The sequence below is a fragment of the Bradyrhizobium sp. WBOS08 genome (genome assembly GCF_024585125.1).
Classification (GTDB): domain Bacteria; phylum Pseudomonadota; class Alphaproteobacteria; order Rhizobiales; family Xanthobacteraceae; genus Bradyrhizobium; species Bradyrhizobium japonicum_B.
The window spans coordinates 296,806-317,438 of the sequence record NZ_CP028988.1 but is presented as its reverse complement, the minus strand read 5'-3'; the positions used below and the strand labels follow the sequence as shown (position 1 = coordinate 317,438).

Annotated in this window: 19 protein-coding genes; 16 read left to right on the top strand and 3 right to left on the bottom strand. The window is 65.2% G+C overall.

The features are described 5' to 3' along the window. Positions 1–37 precede the first annotated feature (37 nt). Positions 38–244 carry a DUF2065 domain-containing protein gene (locus DCM80_RS01490; protein ID WP_028137993.1) on the top strand — a complete coding sequence of 69 codons (207 nt, stop codon included), beginning with the start codon at positions 38–40 and terminating at the stop codon, positions 242–244. Positions 245–386: 142 nt separating this feature from the next. Further along, positions 387–1,889, top strand: a complete 1,503-nt coding sequence (locus tag DCM80_RS01485; protein WP_257195415.1) for a Do family serine endopeptidase — start codon at positions 387–389, stop codon at positions 1,887–1,889. A 136-nt stretch (positions 1,890–2,025) separates the two neighbouring features. Here the strand turns inward: DCM80_RS01485 and serB are convergent, their stop codons facing one another. Beyond that, positions 2,026–2,931, bottom strand: coding sequence for a phosphoserine phosphatase SerB (serB, locus tag DCM80_RS01480; RefSeq protein ID WP_257195413.1), 906 nt, complete (start codon positions 2,929–2,931; stop codon positions 2,026–2,028). 11 nt (positions 2,932–2,942) lie between these two features. Between serB and miaA the strand changes: the two genes are divergently transcribed. The 9 genes from miaA to DCM80_RS01435 all read left to right on the top strand — a co-directional run bounded on the left by miaA (position 2,943) and on the right by DCM80_RS01435 (position 13,183). Then, complete coding sequence (gene miaA, locus DCM80_RS01475; RefSeq protein ID WP_257195411.1) at positions 2,943–3,899, top strand: tRNA (adenosine(37)-N6)-dimethylallyltransferase MiaA; 957 nt, start codon at positions 2,943–2,945, stop codon at positions 3,897–3,899. 327 nt (positions 3,900–4,226) lie between these two features. Then, positions 4,227–6,002 carry an acetolactate synthase 3 large subunit gene (locus DCM80_RS01470; protein ID WP_257176019.1) on the top strand — a complete coding sequence of 592 codons (1,776 nt, stop codon included), beginning with the start codon at positions 4,227–4,229 and terminating at the stop codon, positions 6,000–6,002. A 24-nt stretch (positions 6,003–6,026) separates the two neighbouring features. After that, a complete protein-coding gene (ilvN, locus tag DCM80_RS01465; RefSeq protein WP_028137987.1) occupies positions 6,027–6,569 on the top strand; it encodes an acetolactate synthase small subunit in 543 nt (180 codons plus the stop codon). Between the two features lie 3 nt (positions 6,570–6,572). Then, a complete protein-coding gene (locus DCM80_RS01460; protein ID WP_373569382.1) occupies positions 6,573–7,262 on the top strand; it encodes a class I SAM-dependent methyltransferase in 690 nt (229 codons plus the stop codon). 190 nt (positions 7,263–7,452) lie between these two features. Further along, complete coding sequence (locus tag DCM80_RS01455; protein ID WP_257195410.1) at positions 7,453–8,343, top strand: EamA family transporter; 891 nt, start codon at positions 7,453–7,455, stop codon at positions 8,341–8,343. A 7-nt stretch (positions 8,344–8,350) separates the two neighbouring features. Further along, complete coding sequence (locus DCM80_RS01450) at positions 8,351–8,953, top strand: LysE family translocator (RefSeq protein WP_257195409.1); 603 nt, start codon at positions 8,351–8,353, stop codon at positions 8,951–8,953. 133 nt (positions 8,954–9,086) lie between these two features. Further along, complete coding sequence (gene ilvC / locus DCM80_RS01445; protein WP_257176015.1) at positions 9,087–10,106, top strand: ketol-acid reductoisomerase; 1,020 nt, start codon at positions 9,087–9,089, stop codon at positions 10,104–10,106. Positions 10,107–10,269: 163 nt separating this feature from the next. Beyond that, a complete protein-coding gene (locus DCM80_RS01440) occupies positions 10,270–11,118 on the top strand; it encodes an SDR family oxidoreductase (protein ID WP_257195408.1) in 849 nt (282 codons plus the stop codon). 352 nt (positions 11,119–11,470) lie between these two features. Then, positions 11,471–13,183, top strand: a complete 1,713-nt coding sequence (locus DCM80_RS01435; protein ID WP_257195407.1) for a sulfatase-like hydrolase/transferase — start codon at positions 11,471–11,473, stop codon at positions 13,181–13,183. Positions 13,184–13,300: 117 nt separating this feature from the next. Here the strand turns inward: DCM80_RS01435 and DCM80_RS01430 are convergent, their stop codons facing one another. Together DCM80_RS01430 and DCM80_RS01425 are read right to left on the bottom strand one after the other, a co-directional pair. Next, positions 13,301–14,857 carry a glycine betaine ABC transporter substrate-binding protein gene (locus DCM80_RS01430; protein WP_257195406.1) on the bottom strand — a complete coding sequence of 519 codons (1,557 nt, stop codon included), beginning with the start codon at positions 14,855–14,857 and terminating at the stop codon, positions 13,301–13,303. Then, complete coding sequence (locus DCM80_RS01425; protein ID WP_257195405.1) at positions 14,854–15,636, bottom strand: ATP-binding cassette domain-containing protein; 783 nt, start codon at positions 15,634–15,636, stop codon at positions 14,854–14,856. Before DCM80_RS01425 ends, DCM80_RS01430 begins: the two co-directional genes overlap by 4 nt. Before the next feature lie 130 nt (positions 15,637–15,766). Here DCM80_RS01425 and DCM80_RS01420 point away from each other — a divergent pair, with 130 nt between their 5' ends. The 5 genes from DCM80_RS01420 to DCM80_RS01400 all read left to right on the top strand — a co-directional run bounded on the left by DCM80_RS01420 (position 15,767) and on the right by DCM80_RS01400 (position 20,631). Further along, positions 15,767–16,585 (top strand): ABC transporter ATP-binding protein, encoded by an 819-nt coding sequence (locus DCM80_RS01420; protein WP_257195404.1) that lies wholly within the window; start codon positions 15,767–15,769, stop codon positions 16,583–16,585. Further along, positions 16,585–17,373: an ABC transporter permease gene (locus tag DCM80_RS01415; protein WP_257195403.1), complete on the top strand. Its 789-nt coding sequence runs from the start codon at positions 16,585–16,587 to the stop codon at positions 17,371–17,373. Before DCM80_RS01420 ends, DCM80_RS01415 begins: the two co-directional genes overlap by 1 nt. A 90-nt stretch (positions 17,374–17,463) precedes the next feature. Next, entirely contained in the window at positions 17,464–18,489 is a 1,026-nt protein-coding gene (locus DCM80_RS01410) for an ABC transporter substrate-binding protein (RefSeq protein ID WP_257195402.1), read from the top strand. 21 nt (positions 18,490–18,510) lie between these two features. After that, entirely contained in the window at positions 18,511–19,215 is a 705-nt protein-coding gene (locus DCM80_RS01405) for an NUDIX hydrolase (protein WP_257195401.1), read from the top strand. Between the two features lie 93 nt (positions 19,216–19,308). Beyond that, positions 19,309–20,631, top strand: coding sequence for an ABC transporter substrate-binding protein (locus tag DCM80_RS01400; protein ID WP_257195400.1), 1,323 nt, complete (start codon positions 19,309–19,311; stop codon positions 20,629–20,631). Positions 20,632–20,633 lie beyond the last annotated feature (2 nt).

The following is a 20,633-nucleotide window of genomic DNA, read 5'->3' as shown; positions in this document are numbered from 1 at the left end:
TCCAGACAAGAACAGCACAACGGGAGGTTCCAATCCGATGAGGTCCATTGCGTTCGCCGACTTCCTCATCGGCTTGGGCATCCTGTTCGTGCTGGAGGGCTTGATGTTTGCGGCGAGTCCAAACTGGATGCGCAAGGCCATGAAGAGCGCCATCGCCACGCCGGACAACATCCTGCGGGCGGTCGGGATCGGCTCGGCCGTGGTCGGCCTGGTCCTGATCTGGGTTATGCGGCGGCCGGTCTAGGCCGCGCACCAACGCCAAAGTGAAGCCGAAAGACCGGTTTTCGCCGTATTATCGGGCTCTTGAGGCCCGTTAAGCTCCGTGCTTGCGCCGTCCCCCCGTTCGAGCGCAGTCTGGACCGAATCCTTATTCTCTGGAGATACCAATGTCCGCTGCCACCATTGCCCCGACCCGCTTGCGTTTAGGGCTGGCCGCGCTCGTCGTCAGTGCTTTCAGTGCGTTCGGCACACCGGCCGAGGCGCGCGGACCGGATGGCATCGCCGACGTCGCCGAGAAGGTGATCGACGCGGTCGTCAACATCTCGACCTCGCAGACCGTGGAAGCCAAGGGCAGCGGCGGCGGCAGCAACACCATGCCGCAATTGCCGCCCGGCTCGCCCTTCGAGGAGTTCTTCGACGATTTCTTCAAGAACCGCAGGGGCCCCGGCGGCGGCAGCAAGGGCGGCGACGGCGGCAGCGCTCCGAAGAAGACCAACTCGCTCGGATCCGGCTTCATCATCGACACGGCGGGCGTCGTCGTCACCAACAATCACGTCATTGCGGATGCCGACGAGATCCACGTCATTCTCAACGACGGCACCAAGATCAAGGCCGAGCTGGTCGGCGTCGACAAGAAGACCGATCTTGCGGTGCTCAAGATCAAGCCGCCGAAGCCTCTCGTCGCGGTGAAGTTCGGCGACAGCGACAAGCTTCGCCTCGGCGACTGGGTGGTCGCGATCGGCAATCCCTTCAGCCTCGGGGGCACGGTCACCGCCGGCATCGTTTCGGCGAAGAATCGCGACATCTCCTCAGGTCCCTACGACAGCTACATCCAGACCGACGCCTCCATCAACCGCGGCAATTCCGGCGGTCCGCTGTTCAATCTCGACGGCGACGTCATCGGCGTCAACACGCTGATCATCTCGCCCTCCGGCGGCTCGATCGGCATCGGCTTCGCCGTGCCGTCGAAGACGGTCGTGGGCGTCGTCGATCAGCTGCGCCAGTTCGGCGAGTTGCGCCGCGGCTGGCTCGGCGTGCGCATCCAGAGCGTCACCGACGAGATCGCCGAGAGCCTCAACATAAAGCCGGCGCGCGGCGCGCTGGTCGCCGGCATCGACGACAAGGGCCCGGCCAAGCCCGCGGGCATCGAGCCCGGCGACGTCGTCGTCAGGTTCGACGGCAAGGACGTGAAAGATCCGAAGGATCTCTCGCGCGTCGTCGCCGATACGGCGGTCGGCAAGGAGGTCGACGTCGTCATCATCCGCAAGGGCCAGGAGCAGACCAAGAAAGTCACGCTCGGCCGCCTGCAGGATCCCGAAAAGGTGCAGGCCGCGGTCAAGACCGACGAGCCGGCGCCCGAGAAGCCGGTGACGCAGAAGGCGCTCGGCCTCGATCTCGCCGCGCTGAACAAGGATCTGCGCACGCGCTACAAGATCAAGGAGAGCGTCAAGGGCGTGGTCGTCACCTCGGTCGATGCCAATTCCGACGCCGCGGAAAAGCGCCTCTCGGCCGGAGATGTCATCGTCGAGGTCGCGCAGGAAGCGGTCTCGAGCGGCGCCGACATCCAGAAGCGGGTCGATCAGCTCAAGAAGGACGGCAAGAAGTCGGTGCTGCTGCTGGTCTCCAATGCCGAGGGCGAGCTGCGCTTCGTCGCGCTGAGCGTGCAGTAGCCGCAGGTACGGTCTCGTAGGGTGGGCAAAGGCGCTCTTGCGCCGTGCCCACGTTCTCTTGCTATCATGGACAATTGGTGGGCACGCTTCGCTTTGCCCACCCTACAGCTACGGCGGCTGAGCGTGCGGCAAGAGACTATACCTCCACGAACTCCTCGCGCTTATACCCCTGCGCATAGAGCAGCGCGGTGAGATCGCCGTGATCGATCCGCGCGGCTGCCGCCGCCGCCACCGCCGGCTTGGCGTGATAGGCGACGCCGAGCCCCGCCGCCTGGATCATCGCGAGGTCGTTGGCGCCGTCGCCGACCACGACCGAGTCGATGTCGTCGAGATCGAACGATTCCATCAGGTCGACCAGCGTGGCGAGCTTGGCCGCGCGCCCCAGGATCGGCTCCTTCACCTCGCCGGTGAACTTGCCGTCGCGCACGACGAGCTCGTTGGCGCGGTTTTCCTGAAAGCCGATCTTGGCGGCAACCGCGGCCGTGAACAGCGTGAAGCCGCCGGAGACGAGGCAGGTATAGGCGCCGTGGGCCCGCATGGTCGCGACCAGTGTGCTGCCGCCCGGGGTCAGCGTGATCCGCTTGGCCAGCACCTCGTCGACCGCGCTGGCGGGCAAGTCCTTCAGCAGCGCGACGCGCTCGCGCAGCGCCGGCTCGAACTCGATCTCGCCGCGCATGGCGCGCTCGGTGATGGCGGCCACATGCGCCTTCACCCCGACCAGATCGGCGAGCTCGTCGATGCATTCCTGCCCGATCATGGTCGAATCCATGTCGGCGAGAAAAAGCTTCTTGCGCCTGAAGCCGACAGGCTGCACGACGATGTCGATCGGCAGGTCGCCGCGAAGCTCGCGCAGCCGCTGCTCGATGGCGTGACGGTCGGCTTCGAGGTGACTGTCGGCGCCGAACGGGATATCGACCGCGACCCCGTCGAACAGCCAGTGCGCGGGCGCGGCCTGCGGCAGCACGGCGCGGGCGCCGTCGACGATGGTCGTATCGAGCGCGGGATTGTCGGGGTTGCAGATCAGCGTGGCGACGAGGGACATTTGAGGTTTTCGTGAGCGAGGAGCAAGTCGGCAGAAGGCCCGTTGGCGAGGCCGTGCTTATCGCAGGCCCGACCGCCAGCGGCAAGTCGGCGCTGGCGCTGGAGCTCGCGCTCGCCAGCGGCGGTATCGTCGTCAATGCCGATTCCATGCAGGTCTACCGCGATCTGCGCATCATCACGGCACGGCCGACACAGGATGAGGAGGCCCGCGTTCCGCACCGTCTCTACGGCCATGTCGATGCAGCCGTGAATTTCTCGGCCGGCGCCTGGGTGGCCGACGCGGCAAAGGCGCTCGACGAGGCGCGCGCGCAAGGCCGCCTGCCGATCTTCATCGGCGGCACCGGACTCTATTTCAAGGCGCTGACCGCCGGGCTCTCCGTGGTGCCGCCAATTCCCGCCGAGGTGCGCGAGGACGTGCGCGCGCGGCTGGAACGGACCGGTGCGGAGGCGCTGCATGCGGAATTGGCGCGTCGCGATCCGCTTGCCGCAGCGCGATTGAACCTGCGCGATCGCACCCGGATCGCGCGTGCGCTCGAAGTGGTCGAGGCGACCGGACGCTCGCTGCTCGACTGGCACCGGGAAGGCCAGCCTCCGCTGCTGCCGAAGGACAGTTTTCGCGCGGTGTTTCTCGCACCCGAGCGCGACACGCTCTACGCACGGATCGACGCTCGTTTCGACGCCATGCTGGCCGCCGGCGCGTTGGAGGAGGTCGAGCGACTTGCCGCCAGACGGCTCGATCCGCTGCTGCCGGCGATGAAGGCGCATGGCGTGCCCGCCCTGATCCGGCACTTGCGCGGTGAGCTCAGCCTGGAGCAGGCCGCCGTCATCGGCCGCGCCGACACCCGTCACTATGCCAAGCGGCAATTCACCTGGTTTCGGCATCAATTGCCGGAGTTCGAATGGGTCAGGCCGGAGCAGGCGAGGGAATGGGGCGCTGCGAACGTCAACGCGGTCCGCGCCCGCGGCTGACGCGCTTTTCCGTCCGGTTCCCCAATTTACCTCTCGCCGAACCCGGGGAACACCGCTACACTGCCTAAATCGCGCGGAGACGGCCGCATTGCCTTGACATCTAGGCTTTGGCCGCTATGTTCGCGCAACCTTTGGGAAGCCGAGCGCCTGCCATGCGTAACATTATTACCAAACTCCTTATCGCCGTCGTACCCAGGCACACCGCCGGGGATGGCTAGCTGCCATCCACAAGACAGGCGGTGTGCATGGGCCCTCTTCGGGGCCTTTTTTATTTCCCGAACCCGACACGAACGAAGCCGCTGACAACAGCGCATCCGGAGCAAGCCAATGAGCGACAAGAGCCACGATCCGAACCAGATGACCGGCGCCGCGATGATCGTGCGCGCCCTCATCGATCACGGCGTGACCGACATTTTCGGCTATCCCGGCGGCGCCGTGCTTCCGATCTATGACGAGATCTTCCAGCAGAGCGAAGTCCAGCACATCCTGGTCCGTCACGAGCAGGGTGCGGGCCACGCCGCCGAGGGCTATGCCCGCTCGACCGGCAAGCCGGGCGTCGCGCTGGTGACCTCCGGTCCCGGCGCCACCAACATGGTGACGCCGCTGACCGATGCGCTGATGGACTCGATCCCGCTGGTCTGCATCTCGGGCCAGGTGCCGACGCATCTGATCGGCAACGACGCGTTCCAGGAATGCGACACGGTCGGCATCACGCGCCCCTGCACCAAGCACAATTGGCTGGTCCGCGACGTCAACGATCTCGCGAAAGTCCTGCACGAGGCCTTCTACGTCGCGACCTCCGGCCGTCCCGGGCCGGTGCTGGTCGACGTCCCCAAGGACGTGCAGTTCGCGACCGGCACCTATCATCCGCCGCGCAAGTCCGACGTGCACCGTTCCTACGCGCCGCGCGTGAAGGGCGATGCGGCGCAGATCCGCAAGGCGGTGGCGCTGCTGGCGGGTGCCAAGCGTCCGGTGATCTACAGCGGCGGCGGCGTCATCAATTCCGGCCCCGAGGCGACCAGGCTGTTGCGCGAGCTGGTCGAGGTCACCGGCTTCCCGATCACCTCGACGCTGATGGGTCTCGGCGCCTATCCCGCGTCGGGCAAGAACTGGCTCGGCATGCTCGGCATGCACGGCACCTACGAGGCCAACATGACGATGCATGATTGCGACGTCATGCTGTGCGTCGGCGCGCGCTTCGACGACCGCATCACCGGCCGCGTCGATGCGTTCTCCCCCAATTCGAAGAAGATCCACATCGACATCGACCCGTCCTCGATCAACAAGAACATCCGCGTCGACGTGCCGATCATCGGCGATTGCGCCAACATCCTCGGCGACATCCTGCAGGTGTTCAAGGCGGAGGCGAAGAAGCCGGACATCAAGAGCTGGTGGCAGCAGATCGCGCAATGGCGCGCCCGCAACTCGCTCTACTACAAGAAGAGCAACGACGTCATCCTGCCGCAGCATGCGATCCAGAGCCTGTTCGAAGCCACGCGCGGCCGGGACACCTACATCACCACCGAGGTCGGCCAGCACCAGATGTGGGCGGCGCAGTTCTACGGCTTCGAGGAGCCGCATCGCTGGATGACGTCGGGCGGTCTCGGCACCATGGGCTACGGCCTGCCGGCCGCGGTCGGCGTGCAGGTGGCCCATCCCGACAGTCTCGTCATCGACATCGCAGGCGATGCCTCGGTGCAGATGACGATGCAGGAGATGTCGACGGCGGTGCAGTACGAGCTGCCGATCAAGATCTTCATCCTGAACAACCAGTACATGGGCATGGTGCGGCAGTGGCAGCAGCTGCTGCACGGCAACCGGCTGTCGCATTCCTATTCGGAGGCGCTGCCGGACTTCGTCAAGCTCGCCGAAGCCTATGGCGCCGTCGGCCTTCAGGTGCACAAGCCCGGCGATCTCGACGGCGCCATCAAGGAGATGATCTCGGTCAAGCGCCCGGTGCTGTTCGACTGCCGCGTCGCGGCGCTCGAAAACTGCTTCCCGATGATTCCGTCCGGCAAGGCGCACAACGAGATGCTGTTGCCGGAGCAGGCCAATGACGAGGCGACCGCGAAGGCGTTCGCCGGCGGCAAGGCGCTGGTGTGACGAGCGACATTTGAGGGGACGACAATGAACCAGCCCGCATCCGCCTATTTCATCGAAGAGCGCCACGATCCGAACGAGACGCACACGCTCGCCGTGCTCGTGCAGAACGAGCCTGGCGTGCTCGCGCGCGTCATCGGCCTGTTCTCGGGCCGCGGCTACAACATCGAAAGTCTCACGGTCTCGGAGACCGAGGCCCAGAAGCATCTGTCGCGCATCACCATCGTCACCACCGGCACGCCGATGGTGATCGCGCAGATCAAGAACCAGCTCGACCGCATGATCCCGGTCTATCAGGTCGTCGACATGACCCAGACCCGGCGCTCGATCGAGCGCGAGCTCGCGATGGTGAAGGTGCGCGGGCAGGGCGAGCATCGCGTCGAGGCGCTCCGGCTCGCGGATGCTTTCCGCGCCCGGGTGATCGATGCCACCACCGAGAGCTTTGTGTTCGAGATCACAGGCAACACGGACAAGATCAACCAGTTTATCGACCTGATGCGCCCGCTCGGCCTCGTCGAGGTGTCGCGAACCGGCGTTGCCGCGATCGGCCGCGGGCCTGAAGGGATGTGAGCCATGCTAGCGCGCGACTGGTACTACAACGAGCGGAACCGGATGGGGATCGGGCCTGCCGTGGCCTCGATCTACGACGCCCACGAAGATGCCGATCTGCGGGCGCGCGCCGCACTGAAGATGCTGGGAGTCCAGCGCGGCTGGCGCATCGCCGACATCGGCTGCGGCAACGGCGTGCTGGCGACCGAAGCGGCGCTGATGGGTGCCGAGGTCGACGCCATCGACATCTCGCCGGCGATGCTGGCGCTCGCCGAGATCTACGCGCGCGACCGCAAGGCGCCCGTGCGCACCCAATCAGCCGGCCTGCTCAGCTTTGCCTATCGGCCGGAATCCTACGATCTCGTCGTCAGCGAGTTCACGCTGCATCATTTGCCGGATTTCTGGAAAGCAGTGGCGATGTCGCGGATTTTTCGCGCGCTCAAGCCGGGAGCGACGTTCTATCTTCGCGACATCGTCTACACCGCGATGCCCGACGCGATCGAGCGCGACGTCGAGCAATGGGCCGACTTCCAGATCAAGAACCACGATTTCGCACGCGAAAGCGTGGTGACGCATATGCGCGACGAATATTCCACCTTCGGCTGGGTGATGGAGCGGATGTTGACCGACGTCGGCTTCACGCTGGTCTCGGCCGATTACCACGGACCGATGCACGGCACGTATCTGCTGCGCAAACCCAATTCTTCCACGTAAAGGCCGGCGAGCAAGGCTAGAACTGTGAGTGCAAGCTGCAACGACAACGTCGCTGCGCTCCCTCCCCCGCTAGCGGGGGAGGGTTGGGGAGAGGGTGTTTCGGCAACGAAGACTCCCTCAGAGGAAAAAGCCCTCACCTGCGCCTTCGGCGCGACCTCTTCCGCAAGCGGGAGAGGTTAGGGAGTTTGGAATGAAGCCGGCCGACATCCTCATCGCCGTCCTGGTGGCGATCATCTGGGGGCTTGCCTTCGTGGCGAGCCGGTTCGCGCTCGACGAGCTGTCGCCGGAGCTGATGACGGCGCTGCGCTTCGCCATTGCAGCGGTGCCGTGCCTGTTCATCCGCAAGCCCAAGATCGCTTGGTCGCTGCTGATCGCGATCAGCTCCACGTTGTTCCTCGGCCAGTTCCTCAGCCAGGCCTATGGCATCGCTCACGGCGTGCCGGTCGGGCTCACCAGCGTGGTGGTGCAGAGCCAGGCGTTGTTCACGATCGGTTTTGCCGCGATCGCCTTTGGCGAGCGTCCGACACCGATGCAGACGCTCGGCATCGCTATCGCCGCGATCGGCCTCCTGATGATCTGCGGCACGGTCGGCTACGATTTCAGCGTCGCTGCGTTCGCGGTGCTGATGATCTCGCCGCTCAGCTTCGCGGTCGGCAATCTGCTGCTGCGCAGGGCCCGCGGCGTGCCGATGTTCGACCTGTTCGCGTGGCTGTGCCTCGCCTCGGCCGTGCCGCTGTTCGTGCTGACGCTAGTCGCCGACGGCCCGGCGCCGACCTGGACTTCGCTGAGCCGGATGTCGCTGACATCGGCGCTCTGCATGCTGGCGCTTGGCGGCATCTCCACCAGCATCGCCTATTGGCTGTGGGGCCGATTGCTGCGCGACTATCCCGCCGCGCAAGTGGTGCCGTTCGCGCTGCTGGTCCCGTTCGTCGGCTCGGCGGCCTCCAGCATCGTTTTCGGCGAGCGGTTCGGACCCTTGCGGCTTGCCGGCATGGTGACCGTGATCGGCGGTATCGCCGTGATGGTGCTGGCGAAGCGCCCCAATACGCTACCCGAAGAACCGTTGCCGAAGACGGCGTGAGGTCAGCATGTCCCAGTCGCTGCTCTATGCCTTCCTCATCTTCATGGTCGTGATGTATTTCACGCCCGGGCCGAACAACATCATGCTGCTGTCCTCGGGCCTGACCTACGGCTTCCGGCGCACCATCCCCCACATCGTGGGCATCGTTCTCGGCTTCGCCTTCATGGTCGCAGCTGTCGGCCTCGGGCTCGGCTCCGTATTCCTGGCCTATCCGATCCTGCAGACCATCCTGAAATATGCCGGTGCCGCCTACCTGATCTATCTTGCCGTCGCGATCGCCATGTCCGGCCCGGCCAAGCCGGGGGAAGGGGATGGCCGCGGCCCGATGACCTTCTGGGGCGCGGCGATGTTCCAATGGATCAATGCCAAGGGCTGGGTGATCGTCATCGGCACCATCACCGCCTATGCGGCGATCGCCCAATTCCCGCTCAATATCGCGATCCAGACCCTGATCAGCCTGATCGTCGGCACCGTCTCGACCGTGGTCTGGGCCCTGTTCGGCTCCGCCTTGCGGCCGGTCCTGACCTCGGAGCGGCTGGTCCGCGCCTTCAATATCCTGATGGCGATCCTGCTGCTGGCCTCCCTCTACCCCGTTTTCATGGATGCATGATGTCGCGGATTTCCATGCAGAAACGGGTTTCCCTCAGGGCTGAAAATGCTCTAGACAGCCCCCGAAATCCGCAAATTTCACCCTTCGGACACTGACCAATGGCCGATTTTCGGCCCTGAACGAGGAAACGACCATGCGTGTTTATTACGATCGCGACGCCGACCTGAACCTGATCAAGGGCAAGAAGGTCGCCATCGTCGGCTATGGCAGCCAGGGCCATGCCCATGCGCTCAACCTGAAGGATTCCGGCGTCAAGGAAGTCGCCATCGCGCTGCGCAAGGGATCGGCTTCGGCCAAGAAGGCGGAGAACGCCGGCTTCAAGGTGATGGAAGTCGCCGAAGCTGCCAAATGGGCCGACCTCGTCATGATGCTGACTCCGGACGAGCTCCAGGGCGACATCTACCGCGAGCACCTGCACGACAACATGAAGAAGGGCGCTGCCCTGGTGTTCGCGCACGGCCTCAACGTCCATTTCAACCTGCTCGATCCGCGCGCCGATCTCGACGTGCTGATGATCGCGCCGAAGGGCCCCGGCCACACCGTGCGCTCGGAATATCAGCGCGGCGGCGGCGTGCCCTGCCTGATCGCGATCGCCAAGGACGTCTCGGGTAACGCCCATGACCTCGGCCTGTCCTATGCCTCCGCCATCGGCGGCGGCCGCGCCGGCATCATCGAAACCACCTTCAAGGAAGAGTGCGAGACCGACCTGTTCGGCGAGCAGGTGGTGCTCTGCGGCGGCCTGGTCGAGCTGATCAAGGGCGGCTATGAGACGCTGGTCGAAGCCGGCTACGCCCCGGAGATGGCCTATTTCGAGTGCCTGCACGAGGTGAAGCTGATCGTCGACCTGATCTACGAAGGCGGCATCGCCAATATGAACTACTCGATCTCCAACACCGCCGAGTATGGCGAGTACGTCACCGGTCCGCGCATCATCACCGATGAGACCAAGAAGGAGATGCGCAAGGTTCTGGCCGACATCCAGGGCGGCAAGTTTGCCCGCGACTGGATGCTCGAGAACAAGGTCAACCAGACCTCGTTCAAGGCGACCCGCGCCAAGCTCGCTCAGCATCCGATCGAGGAAGTCGGCGCCAAGCTGCGCGACATGATGCCCTGGATCAAGAAGGGCGCGCTGGTCGACAAGTCGAAGAACTAAGTCTTTGTGCCCCGGACGCAGCGCAGCACGTTGGTGCTGCGCTGCTGATCCGGGGTCCATGCGGCTTCCTGGGTCCCGGCCCTGCGCTCCGCTTCGCTGCGCTTGTCCGGGACACGGGTGAAAATCCGAGGCATGATCGCGGGGAACTCCAGGGAGGGGGACCATGCGATCTGTCGTCGTCACCGGTGCGTCCACCGGCATCGGCTGGGCCACTGCAAAGTTCCTGGCCGGGCGCGGCTATCGCGTCTTCGGCAGTGTGCGCAAGCAGGCCGACGCCGACCGGCTGAGGGCCGAATTCGGCGCCAATTTTACCCCGCTCTTGTTCGACGTCACCGACGAGGCTGCCGTCCTTGCCGCCGCGCGAACGGTCCGCGAGGCGCTGAGCGGGGAGACGCTGGCCGGCCTCGTCAACAATGCGGGCGTCGCGGTCGCCGGTCCCGTGCTCGAATTGTCGGCCGACGATTTTCGCCGCCAGATGGACATCAACGTCATCGGCCCCGTCATCGCGACCCAGGCGTTCGGGCCGCTGCTCGGCGCCGATCCCTCGCTGAAGGGGCCGAAGGGGCGGATCGTGATGATCAGCTCGGTCGCGGGCAAGAACGGCAATCCGCTGTCAGCGCCCTATTCCGCCTCCAAGCATGCCATCGAGGGATTGGCGGAAAGCCTGCGCCGCGAATTGATGCTGTTCGGCATCGACGTCATCATCGTCGCTCCCGGCGCAGTGAAGACGCCGATCTGGAGCAAGGCCGAACAGATCGATCTCTCCGTCTACCAGAACTCGCCCTACCTGCCGGCGCTGAACAAGGTCATGGCCTTCATGATGGACCTCGGCGCCAAGGGCCTGCCGGCCGAGCGGATCGCCGAGGTCGTGTTCGAGGCGCTGACGGCGGCGAGCCCCAAGGTGCGCTACCAGATCACGCCCGACCCGATGCGCCACCTGATCGCGGCCGTGCTGCCGAAGCGGACGCTCGATCGCATCATCGCCAAGCGGCTCGGGTTCCTGCCCCAATAAGGTACCGTGTCCTGATTGATGCTGCGCTGCAACTCGAGGCAGAGGGATTGTCCGCGCTGGGGCGTCGAGCAGGGCAAGATCGAGCGGATGGCGGAAGCGGTGCTCGACCTGTTCATCTCAGCCATCGCAAAGCGCTAGGTCGGTGCGTGGCGATGTCGACCGCCGTATCGCGGCGCGCCGCTCGCTGACATTAAGCGAAGGTCGGATCACGACGCGCGTTGCCTGTCCTTGACCGTTCCGTTACAGTTTTATGACATGGTGCAGGCTTCCGGCTGCGCCGGAGGCCCTGGTCGTTTTCGGGCCGGCCAGACGGCTTGGCATCACCGCACCGGACCAGAGTTGCGTGTCCTCGATGGCGTCCGCGCCCAATCCAGGTCCTTCTGCCACCACCGCCGTGCTGGCGAGCGTCGCCGCGCTCGGCATCTGGCGGCTGCTCGCCGTGGCCGCGCCGCACCTTGCCGCCCTCGCGCTGATGTACCAGACCGAGACCGATTTCGGCTCGCGGCTCTCGTTCGCGCTGGCCTGGGGCATCCTCAATTTCTTCTGGATCACATTGCTGCGCCGGCCGGCCCTCTCCGGCGCGCTGTCGTTGACCATGGTGGTCGTGCTGGTGCTGCTGTCGCGGCTGAAGCACGATGTCGTGCAGATGACGGTCAACTTCATCGACCTGATGATGATCGACCGCGACACCGTCGCGTTCCTGTTCGCGATCTTCCCGAATTTGCGCTGGTCGGTGATCCTGGCCGGCCTGGTCACGCTGCCGCTGATGTATGCGCTGTGGTGGCTTGATCCCTTCCGCATCCGCCGCCTGCCCGCGCTCGCCTGCAAGCTGGCCTGTCTTGCCGCGCTGGTCTTCTATTCGCTCTATCACCCTGACGAGGCCTGGCGCGGCTATTACGACGACGGTTATCTCTCGAAGTTCTTCCGCTCCGGCGTCAGTTCGGTCTCCGATTTCGTGCAATACGGTTTCATGGAATCGGCCGCGGCGACCAATGAGCGGCTCAATATCCCGCTGGTTGATTCCTGCCACCCCGCCGGGCGCCGGCCGAACATCATCATGATCCATGATGAATCGAGCTTCGACATCCGCGCCGCCCGCGGCATCAAGGTGCCGCAGGGCTATGGCAGCCACTTCAAATCCTGGGACGGCAAGCAGCGCACGTTCCTGGCGGAGAGCAATGGCGGGCCGAGCTGGTTCACCGAATACAACGTGCTGGCGGGGCTCTCCTCGCGTTCGTTCGGCCGCTTCGCCTATTTCGTGACACGCATCGCCTCGAGCCGCGTCGAGCGCGGTCTGCCGCTGGCGCTGCGCCGCTGCGGCTACGACACGATGTCGCTTTATCCCGCCCATGGCGGCTTCATGGCCGCCCGCAGCTTTCAGACGACCACCGGAATCGAACGCTTCCTCGATTCCAAGGATCTCGGCGCCAAGGACGTCGAGCCCGACAGCTTCTTCTACGACAAGGCGCTGCAGCTGATCGGCCAGCAGCCGCCCAACAAGCCGCTGTTCACCTTCATCTATCTCGGCGCCAACCATTTCCCCTGGGAGACGCGCTTCCGTCCCGAGCTGCTGCCGAACTGGCGAGCGCCGGGCAATGTGGCGTCCATCGACGAATACCTGCGCCGGCAGGCGATGAGCGCCGAGCAGTACAAGGCGTTCGTCGCGGGGCTGAAGAAGAAATTTCCGGGCGAGCCCTTCCTGATCGTGCGTTACGGCGATCATCAGCCTGAGTTCGCGCCTGCCATCCTCGAGCCCGGGCTGGACGAGGGCGCTCTCGGCAAGAAGCTCGACGCCTACGATCCGCGCCTCTATGCGACCTATTACGCGATCGACGCCTTGAATTTCCAGCCGGTCAAAAGCGAGGCCGTGATGGACACGATCGACGGCCCCTATCTGCCCCTGGTGATCCAGGAGGCCGCGGGCATCCCGCTCGACCCGTCCTTTGCCGAGCAGAAGGAGATCATGCTCCGCTGCAAGGGCGTCTTCTACGGCTGCAAGGACGGCGCCGAAGCGCGGCGGCTGAACCGCCTGCTGATCGATGCGGGGATGATCCGGGGGCTGTAGCGGCGATCGCTACGCTTGTAGGGTGGGCAAAGCGGAGCGTGCCCACCATTCTCACCGCATTGAAGAGATCGTGGGCACGGCGCTTACGCGCCTTTGCCCACCCTACGAAATCCGGGTCTATCGCGCTACCTTGCCCCACAGCCACTTCGCCACCGCGTCCGGCGAGGAGTTCGCGTCATTGCCACTGGCGCGCAGATTGGCCTCGCGCATGGTGGCGATGTCGATCCTGCCGAGCAGGGGCTTGAGAGCGGCCTGCAGCCGCTCGTCGCCGGCGCGCTTCGGTGCCAGCAGCAGGATTGCGTCGTAAGGCGGAATCGCATGCTTGGAATCGTCGAGCGCGACCAGGTCGTATTTCGCGATCAGGCCGTCGCTGGTGTAGCCGGCGATCACGTCGACCTCGCCGCTGGCCACCGCCGCATACATGAAGTCCGGCTGCATCTGGCGCTGGGCGCGGAACGAGAGGCCGTAGGCTTTCTGCAGCGCCGCCCATTCCGGCCGCGAGAAGAATTCGTAGTCGCCGGCGATCGACATCGTCGATGCGTGCGCGGCGAGATCGGTGATGGTGCGGATGCCGAGCGCCTCGGCACGTTGCTTCGGCATCACCAGCGCATAGGCATTCTCGAAGCCGAGCTCGCCGAGCAAGGTGATGTTGTCCTTCGCGAGCGCGCTCTTCAGCTCCGCGATCAGCTCGGCGCGCGGCTTGATGTCGGTGCGATGCAGCTGGTTGGCCCAGAGCGTGCCGGAATAATCGACACAGAGATCGATGTCGCCGGCCTTCAACGCCCCGAAGATCACGCTGGACCCGAGCCCCGAGCGCGCCGTCGCGGAGAGGCCGGCGGCCTGCAGGCGGTCCCTGAGCAGCGCCGACAGCACATATTGCTCGGCGAAGGTCTTGGCGCCGACGACATAGCCCTGCGACGAGCGTCCCATCGTCGGGACCAGCGTGGCGGCGACCAACGCTGCGACGCCGGCCGCGCCGAGCGCGGAGCGGGCACGGCTGCGCTGGCGCAGGCCACCTTCGATCAGGCCGAGCAGCTGATCGACGGCGAGTGCGAGCAGGGCCGAGGCAAAGCAGCCGAACAGCACGAACACCCAGTTCTGGGTCTGAAGTCCGGCAAAGATGTAATTGCCGAGGCTGGTTTGTCCGATCGGCGTCGACAGCGTCGCGGTGCCGATCACCCACACCGCGGCTGTGCGGATGCCCGCCATCATCACCGGCAACGCCAGCGGCAGCTCGACCATGATCAGCGACTGGCGTGTTGTCATGCCGACGCCCTTGGCGGCCTCGATCAGCGCGGGATCGATGCCGTTGAGCCCGGCGATGCCGTTGCGCAGCACCGGCAGCATCGAATAGAGCGCCAGCGCCAGCATCGCCGGCAGGAAACCGAAGGCCGAGAAGGACACGCCGAACCAGGCCAGCGTCACCGATGCCGCCAGCAGCAGCAGCGGATAGAACAGCGCGAGCAGCGCCAGACCCGGCACCGTCTGCACGATGCTGGCGACCGCGAGCAGGACGGCGCGCGGGGCCGGGCGGTTGCGCGTCAGGATCGCCAGCGGCAGGCTGACGGCGAGACCGAGCGCGAGCGCGGCCAGACTGACCCGGACGTGGTTGCCGAGGTAATCGGGCAGATGCGCCAGCGCCTCGCCCCAGCGTGGATCGGCAAGCACGCTCATGCCGCGCCGCCCGGCGGCAGCAGCGCGTTCAGCCGTTCGACCTGGCGGCGCGGCGTGCGCAACAGCTCCAGCACATAGGCCTCGCTGCTGGTCGACAGCTCGGCAGGGGTGCCCTGGGCGAGCAGCTTCCCGCCGCGCATCACCGCGATGCGGTCGGCGAGCAGGATCGCCTCGGTGATGTCATGCGTGATCATCACACTGGTCAGGCCGAGCTTGCGGTGCAGCGAACGATAATCCTCGCCGAGCGCGTCGCGGGTGAGCGGATCGAGCGCGCCGAAGGGCTCGTCCATCAGCACGATGCGAGGCTTCGCCGCAAGCGCCCGCGCCACGCCGACGCGCTGGCGCTGGCCGCCGGAGAGCGCGGCCGGCAGGCGGTCGCGATGCGCATCGCGGTCGAGCTGGACGAGCGCGAGCAGCTCGTCGACGCGCGCAGCGATGCCCGCCGCCGGCGCGCCCAGCAATTTGGGTGTGATCCCGATATTGTCAGCGACGCTCAAATGCGGAAACAGCCCGCCGCTCTGGAAGACGTAGCCGATCCGCCGCCGCAGCGCGACCGGATCGACGCTTTGCACGTCCTCGCCCTCGACACTGATGGTGCCGCCATCGGCTTCGATCAGCCGGTTGGCGAGCCGCAGCAGCGTCGTCTTGCCCGAGCCCGAGCTCCCCACGATGGCCACGAACTCGCCTTCGGCGACATCGAGCGACACGTCGTCGACAGCCCTGAGCGAGCCGAAGCTCTTGCTGACGTGGGAATAACTGATGGCCGGTTTGGAAGGCATCTCAAGGAGGCTCGCGCTTGTCCTTCCCTGGCAGGTCAGGAGGGTGGCCCCATGCGTAGCACGCTTGGCGCCTTGATTGAACTTGGCCGCGCGAGCGGCTAAGGCATCAAGCGAAATTCGGAGGAAGCCTATGTCGACGCCCACGGCGGTGGCGCTGGAAGATGCCAAGGTCGCGTTCCGGCTTGGGGACGGGCGGGTCTATACGGCGGTGGAGAAAGCCCATCTTGCGGTTGCGCAGGGCGAGTTCGTGGCCATTGTCGGCCCCACGGGCTGCGGGAAATCGACGCTGCTCAACGTCGCGGCGGGGCTGCTGAAGCCGGCCGCCGGCAGCGTCAGGATTTTCGACCGGCCGCTGGCCGGGCTGAACCGGGATGCCGGCTATTTGTTCCAGGCCGATGCGTTGTTCCCCTGGAAGACCGCGCTCGACAATGTCGCGATCGGGCTCGAGATCAAGGGCACGCCGCGGGCCGAGGCGCTGCCGCGCGCGCAGCAATGGCTCACCTCGGTCGGCCTTGGCGCCTTCGCGGGTCGCTATCCGCACATGCTCTCCGGCGGTCAGCGCAAGCGCGTGGCGCTGGCGCAGGTGCTGATCCGCGATCCCAAGATCCTGCTGATGGACGAGCCGTTCGGGCCGCTCGATGCGCAGACTCGCCAGGTAATGGGCAATCTGCTGCTCGATCTGTGGAGCGCCGACCGCAAGGCGGTGCTGTTCGTGACCCACGATCTGGAAGAAGCGATCGCGCTCGCCGACCGCGTCGTGATCATGTCGGCCGGTCCGTCCTCGCGCATCATCGGCGATTGGCGCGTCAGCTTAGCCCGCCCGCGCGACATCTTCGAGGTGCGGCTGGACAAGGAGTTCCACGAACTGCATCGCGAGATCTGGAGCGTGCTCAAGGACGAGGTGATGAAGGGCTACGCGCAATCCACGCAAGCGGCGGAGACGGTCTGATGTCGCGCCCGACGCTGCTTGCGCTGCAGGTCCTGGTCGCGGTCGTCTGCATCGTGCTGTGGCAGGTGCTGTCGACCGTCCCCGTGTTCGGCAAGATCCTGCTGCCGCCGTTCTTCTTCTCCAACCCGCTCGACGTCTTCAGCCAGATCGTGAAGTGGTTTTCCTCCGGCGTGATCTGGAAGCATCTCGGCATCACCCTGACGGAATCGATCCTCGCCTTCGTAATCGGTTCGCTCGGCGGCGTGCTGGTCGGCTTCTGGTTCGCGCGCCAGCCGCTGGTGGCGGCGGTGTTCGATCCTTACGTGAAGATGATCAACGCACTGCCCCGCGTGGTGCTGGCGCCGATCTTCGCGCTGTGGCTCGGTCTCGGCATCTGGTCCAAGGTCGCGCTCGGCGTCACCTTGGTGTTCTTCATCGTGTTCTTCAACGTCTATCAGGGCGTGAAAGAGGTCAGCCGCACCGTGCTCGACAACGGCCGCATGCTCGGCATGAGCGAGCGGCAGCTGATGCAGCACGTCTATTGGCCCTCGGCGCTGTCCTGGATGTTCTCCTCGCTGCACACCTCGGTCGGCTTCGCCGTGGTCGGCGCGGTGGTCGGCGAATATCTGGGGTCTGCGGCAGGGCTCGGCTACCTCATTCAGCAGGCCGAGGGCGTGTTCGACGTCGCCGGCGTGTTCGCCGGCATGTTCGTGCTCTCCGCGTTCGTGATCCTGATCGACTTCGGGGTGACGCTGGTGGAGCGGCGCCTGCTGGTGTGGCGGCCGACGGCGTCGGACGGGCGGGGGTAAGCTGTAACGGTCTCGATTGAATGGCCGGCGGAGCGCTTCTCAAGGCAGCCCTGCTGCTCTATGGTGCCGCCGGCCGAACGGAGGAAACCAATGAAGAACACGATTGCCAGGCTCGCCGCCGCACTGCTCGCGCTGACGCTCACCGTCTCGCTCGCCCAGGCGCAAAGCAAGGTCACCATCGCGGTCGGCGGCGGCTCCTGCCTGTGCTATCTGCCGACGGTGCTGGCCAGGCAGCTCGGTGAATACGAGAAGGCCGGCCTCAACGTCGAGCTGGTCGATCTCAAGGGCGGCTCGGACGCGCTGAAGGCCGTGCTCGGCGGAAGCGCCGACGTCGTCTCCGGCTATTTCGACCATTGCGTCAATCTCGCCGCCAAGAAGCAGGAGCTCCAGTCCTTCGTGGTCTATGACCGCTATCCCGGCCTCGTGCTGGTGGTTGCGCCCTCGCGGACCAATGAGATCAAGTCGGTCAAGGATCTCGCCGGCAAGAAGGTCGGCGTGAGCGCGCCCGGCTCCTCCACCGACTTCTTCCTCAAATACATGCTCAAGAAGAACGGGATCGATCCCACCAGCGTCGCCGTGATCGGCGTCGGTCTCGGCGCCACCGCGGTCGCCGCCATGCAGCAGGGCCAGATCGACGCGGCGGTGATGCTCGATCCCTCGGTGACCGTGCTTCAGGGCAGCCACAAGGATCTGCGCATCCTCTCGGACACCCGCACGCAGAAGGATACGCTCGAGACGTTCGGCGGCGAGTATCCCGGCGGCGCGCTCTACTCGACCTTGGCCTGGATCAACGGCCACGAGAAGGAGGCGCAGGCGCTCACCAATGCCATCCTCGCCACGCTCGCCTGGATCCATTCGCACTCGCCGGAGGAGATCATGGCGAAGATGCCGGAAGAGACGGTCGGCAAGAACAAGGATCTCTATCTCGCCGCGCTGAAGAACACGATCCCGATGTACTCGGAGACCGGCAAGATGGACCCGAAGGGGGCGGACGCCGTGCTCGCGGTGTTCAGCGTCGGCTCGCCCGAGGTGGCCAATGCCAAGATCGACGTCAGCAAGACCTTCACCAACAAGTTCGTCGAGCAAGCCAAGAAGACCACGGGAAACGTCAAATAGCTGACGCGATAGTCGTCCCGCATGACGTCGTCGATCATTCATCGCGTCACGACGCTCGCTCTTGCGGTGCGGCCTATCGTCTGGCCGTTCGCGGAGGAGCGCCGTGACGAGATCGCGGCGCACTTCGCCGAGAAGCAGCGCGAGCGGCCGAAGATCTGGAACGGCCGGGTCCTGCTCGGACGCGATCCCGTGTTCGCGGGCGGCCATTTCGCTTCCACCTATTTCGAGACCGATTTCGCAAGCTTCCTCGCCTGGCGCGACTGGGGTTTTCCCGGCGTCCCCGTGTTCAACGGTTTCGGCATGGGCGCGCTGCGTACCTCCGACGGCGCCTTCATCATGGGCGAGATGGCGCAGCACACCGCCAATGCGGGCCGTATCTACTTCCCGTCGGGCACGCCCGATCTCGACGACGTCAGGGACGGCGCGCTGGACATCCCCGGCAGCGTCGTCCGCGAGCTCGAGGAGGAGACCGGCCTGACGCCGGCGGACTACCGGGCCGAGCCGGAATGGCACTGCGTCGTCAGCGGTCCGACGATTGCGATGATGCAGGTGCTCAACCTGGATATGTCGGGGGAGGAGGCCCGCGCCCGGATCGAAGCCAACCTCGCCCGCGAGGACGAGCCCGAATTGTCGGCCATCCATCTCGTGCGCGGGATGAGTGATCTGAGGCCGACCATGCCGCGATTTGTCACGGCCTTTATCGAGCAGCAGTTCGCCTCGCGCTGATGCGCAAGGCTTGACATCCCTGCGCTCTGCCCATGTGATGGGGGCAAGCAAGATCAAGACGAATGCAACGCACAATCGTCCAGGGAGGTTCTGATGCGCATGCGCATGGCTGCCCGTTTGCTACGTGGGCTGTTGGTCGCGATATCGGCGACAGGCTTGGCGGTGTCCGCCGAGGCCCAAGACAAGGCCCAGGACAAGAAGCTCAAGATCGGTGTCATCTATGATCTGACGGGCCCGCTCGCCGGCGGCGGCTCGGAGCTGCAATATACCGGCGCGAGAATCATGCTGGATCAGTACAGCGGCAAGGACGTCGAGGGCTACAAGATCGAGGCGATCTATGCCGATGCTCAGAGCAAGCCGGATGTCGCCATCAATGAAGCGATCCGTTTGATCGAGCAGGAAAAGGTCGACATGCTGCTCGGCTTCTTTTCCTCGGCGCAGTGCGTGCCGGTGGCAGCGCGCGTCGAGCAATTGAAGAAGTTCATGTGGATCACGACCTGCATTTCGTCTGCGGTGCTGGAGAACAAGAACTACAAATACGTGTTTCGGCCGCAGGCCTCCGGCGATCAGTTCGGCATGATGACGATGGACTTCATCGCGCAGAACACCAAGGAGAAGCTGGGCAAGGAGCCGAAGGACCTGCGGGTCGCCATCATCCATGAGGACGGCGCCTACGGCGTCGACGTTGCCAAGGGCAACGAAGCGGGTGCCAAGAAGGCCGGCTTCAACATCGTTCTCAGGGAAGGCTATTCGGCCACGGCCCCGGACTTGTCTGCGCTGGTCACCAAGCTGAAGCGGGCCAAGCCGGATGTGGTCTTCCACACCGGCTACAATCCCGACATCACCTTGTTGCTCCGGCAAGCGCGCGAGCAGGGGCTGAAGTTCGGAGCCCTGGTAGGACATGGCGCGGGCTACGGGGTCTACGAGAAGCTGAAGGAAGGCCTCGGCGCCGACGTCAACTACGTCTTCAACACCGATCCGATCTCGATCTGGCTCGCCAACCAGAAGAGCATGGATCCGAAGCTGCCGCCGATCATCAAGGCGGTCGGCGAGGAGTTCGACAAGCGCAAGCCGGGCCTCGCCATCCGTTCGGCTCATGTCGGCATGGCGGCCTCCAACACCCATCTGTTCCTGACCGACGTGCTGCCGCGAGCGATCAAGAAATATGGCGGCACCGATCCCGACTCCCTGCGCAAGGCAGCACTCGACACCGACATCCCCGAAGGCGGCACCATGCTCGGCTTCGGCGTCAAATTCCACGGCGAGGGCTCGCCCATGGCCGGCCAGAACGAGCGCTCGTTCCCCGTCGTGATCCAGTACGTCGACGACAAATCCTACGTGGTGTGGCCCAAGAGCCAGGCGCAGCGCGAGGCCGTGCTGCCGCTGCCGAAGGGCACTACCTATAGCAACCAGTAGCG

Excerpts from the sequence above, each read along its gene's own strand:
- DCM80_RS01490 (WP_028137993.1), top strand. The coding sequence starts at position 38 with ATGAGGTCCATTGCGTTCGCCGACTTCCTCATCGGCTTGGGCATCCTG.
- DCM80_RS01460 (WP_373569382.1), top strand. The coding sequence starts at position 6,573 with ATGCTAGCGCGCGACTGGTACTACAACGAGCGGAACCGGATGGGGATC.
- DCM80_RS01455 (WP_257195410.1), top strand. The coding sequence starts at position 7,453 with ATGAAGCCGGCCGACATCCTCATCGCCGTCCTGGTGGCGATCATCTGG.
- DCM80_RS01405 (WP_257195401.1), top strand. The coding sequence starts at position 18,511 with ATGACGTCGTCGATCATTCATCGCGTCACGACGCTCGCTCTTGCGGTG.
- DCM80_RS01470 (WP_257176019.1), top strand. The coding sequence starts at position 4,227 with ATGAGCGACAAGAGCCACGATCCGAACCAGATGACCGGCGCCGCGATG.
- DCM80_RS01425 (WP_257195405.1), bottom strand. The coding sequence starts at position 15,636 with ATGCCTTCCAAACCGGCCATCAGTTATTCCCACGTCAGCAAGAGCTTC.
- DCM80_RS01435 (WP_257195407.1), top strand. The coding sequence starts at position 11,471 with ATGGCGTCCGCGCCCAATCCAGGTCCTTCTGCCACCACCGCCGTGCTG.
- DCM80_RS01410 (WP_257195402.1), top strand. The coding sequence starts at position 17,464 with ATGAAGAACACGATTGCCAGGCTCGCCGCCGCACTGCTCGCGCTGACG.
- DCM80_RS01485 (WP_257195415.1), top strand. The coding sequence starts at position 387 with ATGTCCGCTGCCACCATTGCCCCGACCCGCTTGCGTTTAGGGCTGGCC.
- DCM80_RS01400 (WP_257195400.1), top strand. The coding sequence starts at position 19,309 with ATGCGCATGCGCATGGCTGCCCGTTTGCTACGTGGGCTGTTGGTCGCG.
- DCM80_RS01415 (WP_257195403.1), top strand. The coding sequence starts at position 16,585 with ATGTCGCGCCCGACGCTGCTTGCGCTGCAGGTCCTGGTCGCGGTCGTC.
- DCM80_RS01440 (WP_257195408.1), top strand. The coding sequence starts at position 10,270 with ATGCGATCTGTCGTCGTCACCGGTGCGTCCACCGGCATCGGCTGGGCC.
- ilvC (WP_257176015.1), top strand. The coding sequence starts at position 9,087 with ATGCGTGTTTATTACGATCGCGACGCCGACCTGAACCTGATCAAGGGC.
- ilvN (WP_028137987.1), top strand. The coding sequence starts at position 6,027 with ATGAACCAGCCCGCATCCGCCTATTTCATCGAAGAGCGCCACGATCCG.
- serB (WP_257195413.1), bottom strand. The coding sequence starts at position 2,931 with ATGTCCCTCGTCGCCACGCTGATCTGCAACCCCGACAATCCCGCGCTC.
- DCM80_RS01420 (WP_257195404.1), top strand. The coding sequence starts at position 15,767 with ATGTCGACGCCCACGGCGGTGGCGCTGGAAGATGCCAAGGTCGCGTTC.
- DCM80_RS01430 (WP_257195406.1), bottom strand. The coding sequence starts at position 14,857 with ATGAGCGTGCTTGCCGATCCACGCTGGGGCGAGGCGCTGGCGCATCTG.
- DCM80_RS01450 (WP_257195409.1), top strand. The coding sequence starts at position 8,351 with ATGTCCCAGTCGCTGCTCTATGCCTTCCTCATCTTCATGGTCGTGATG.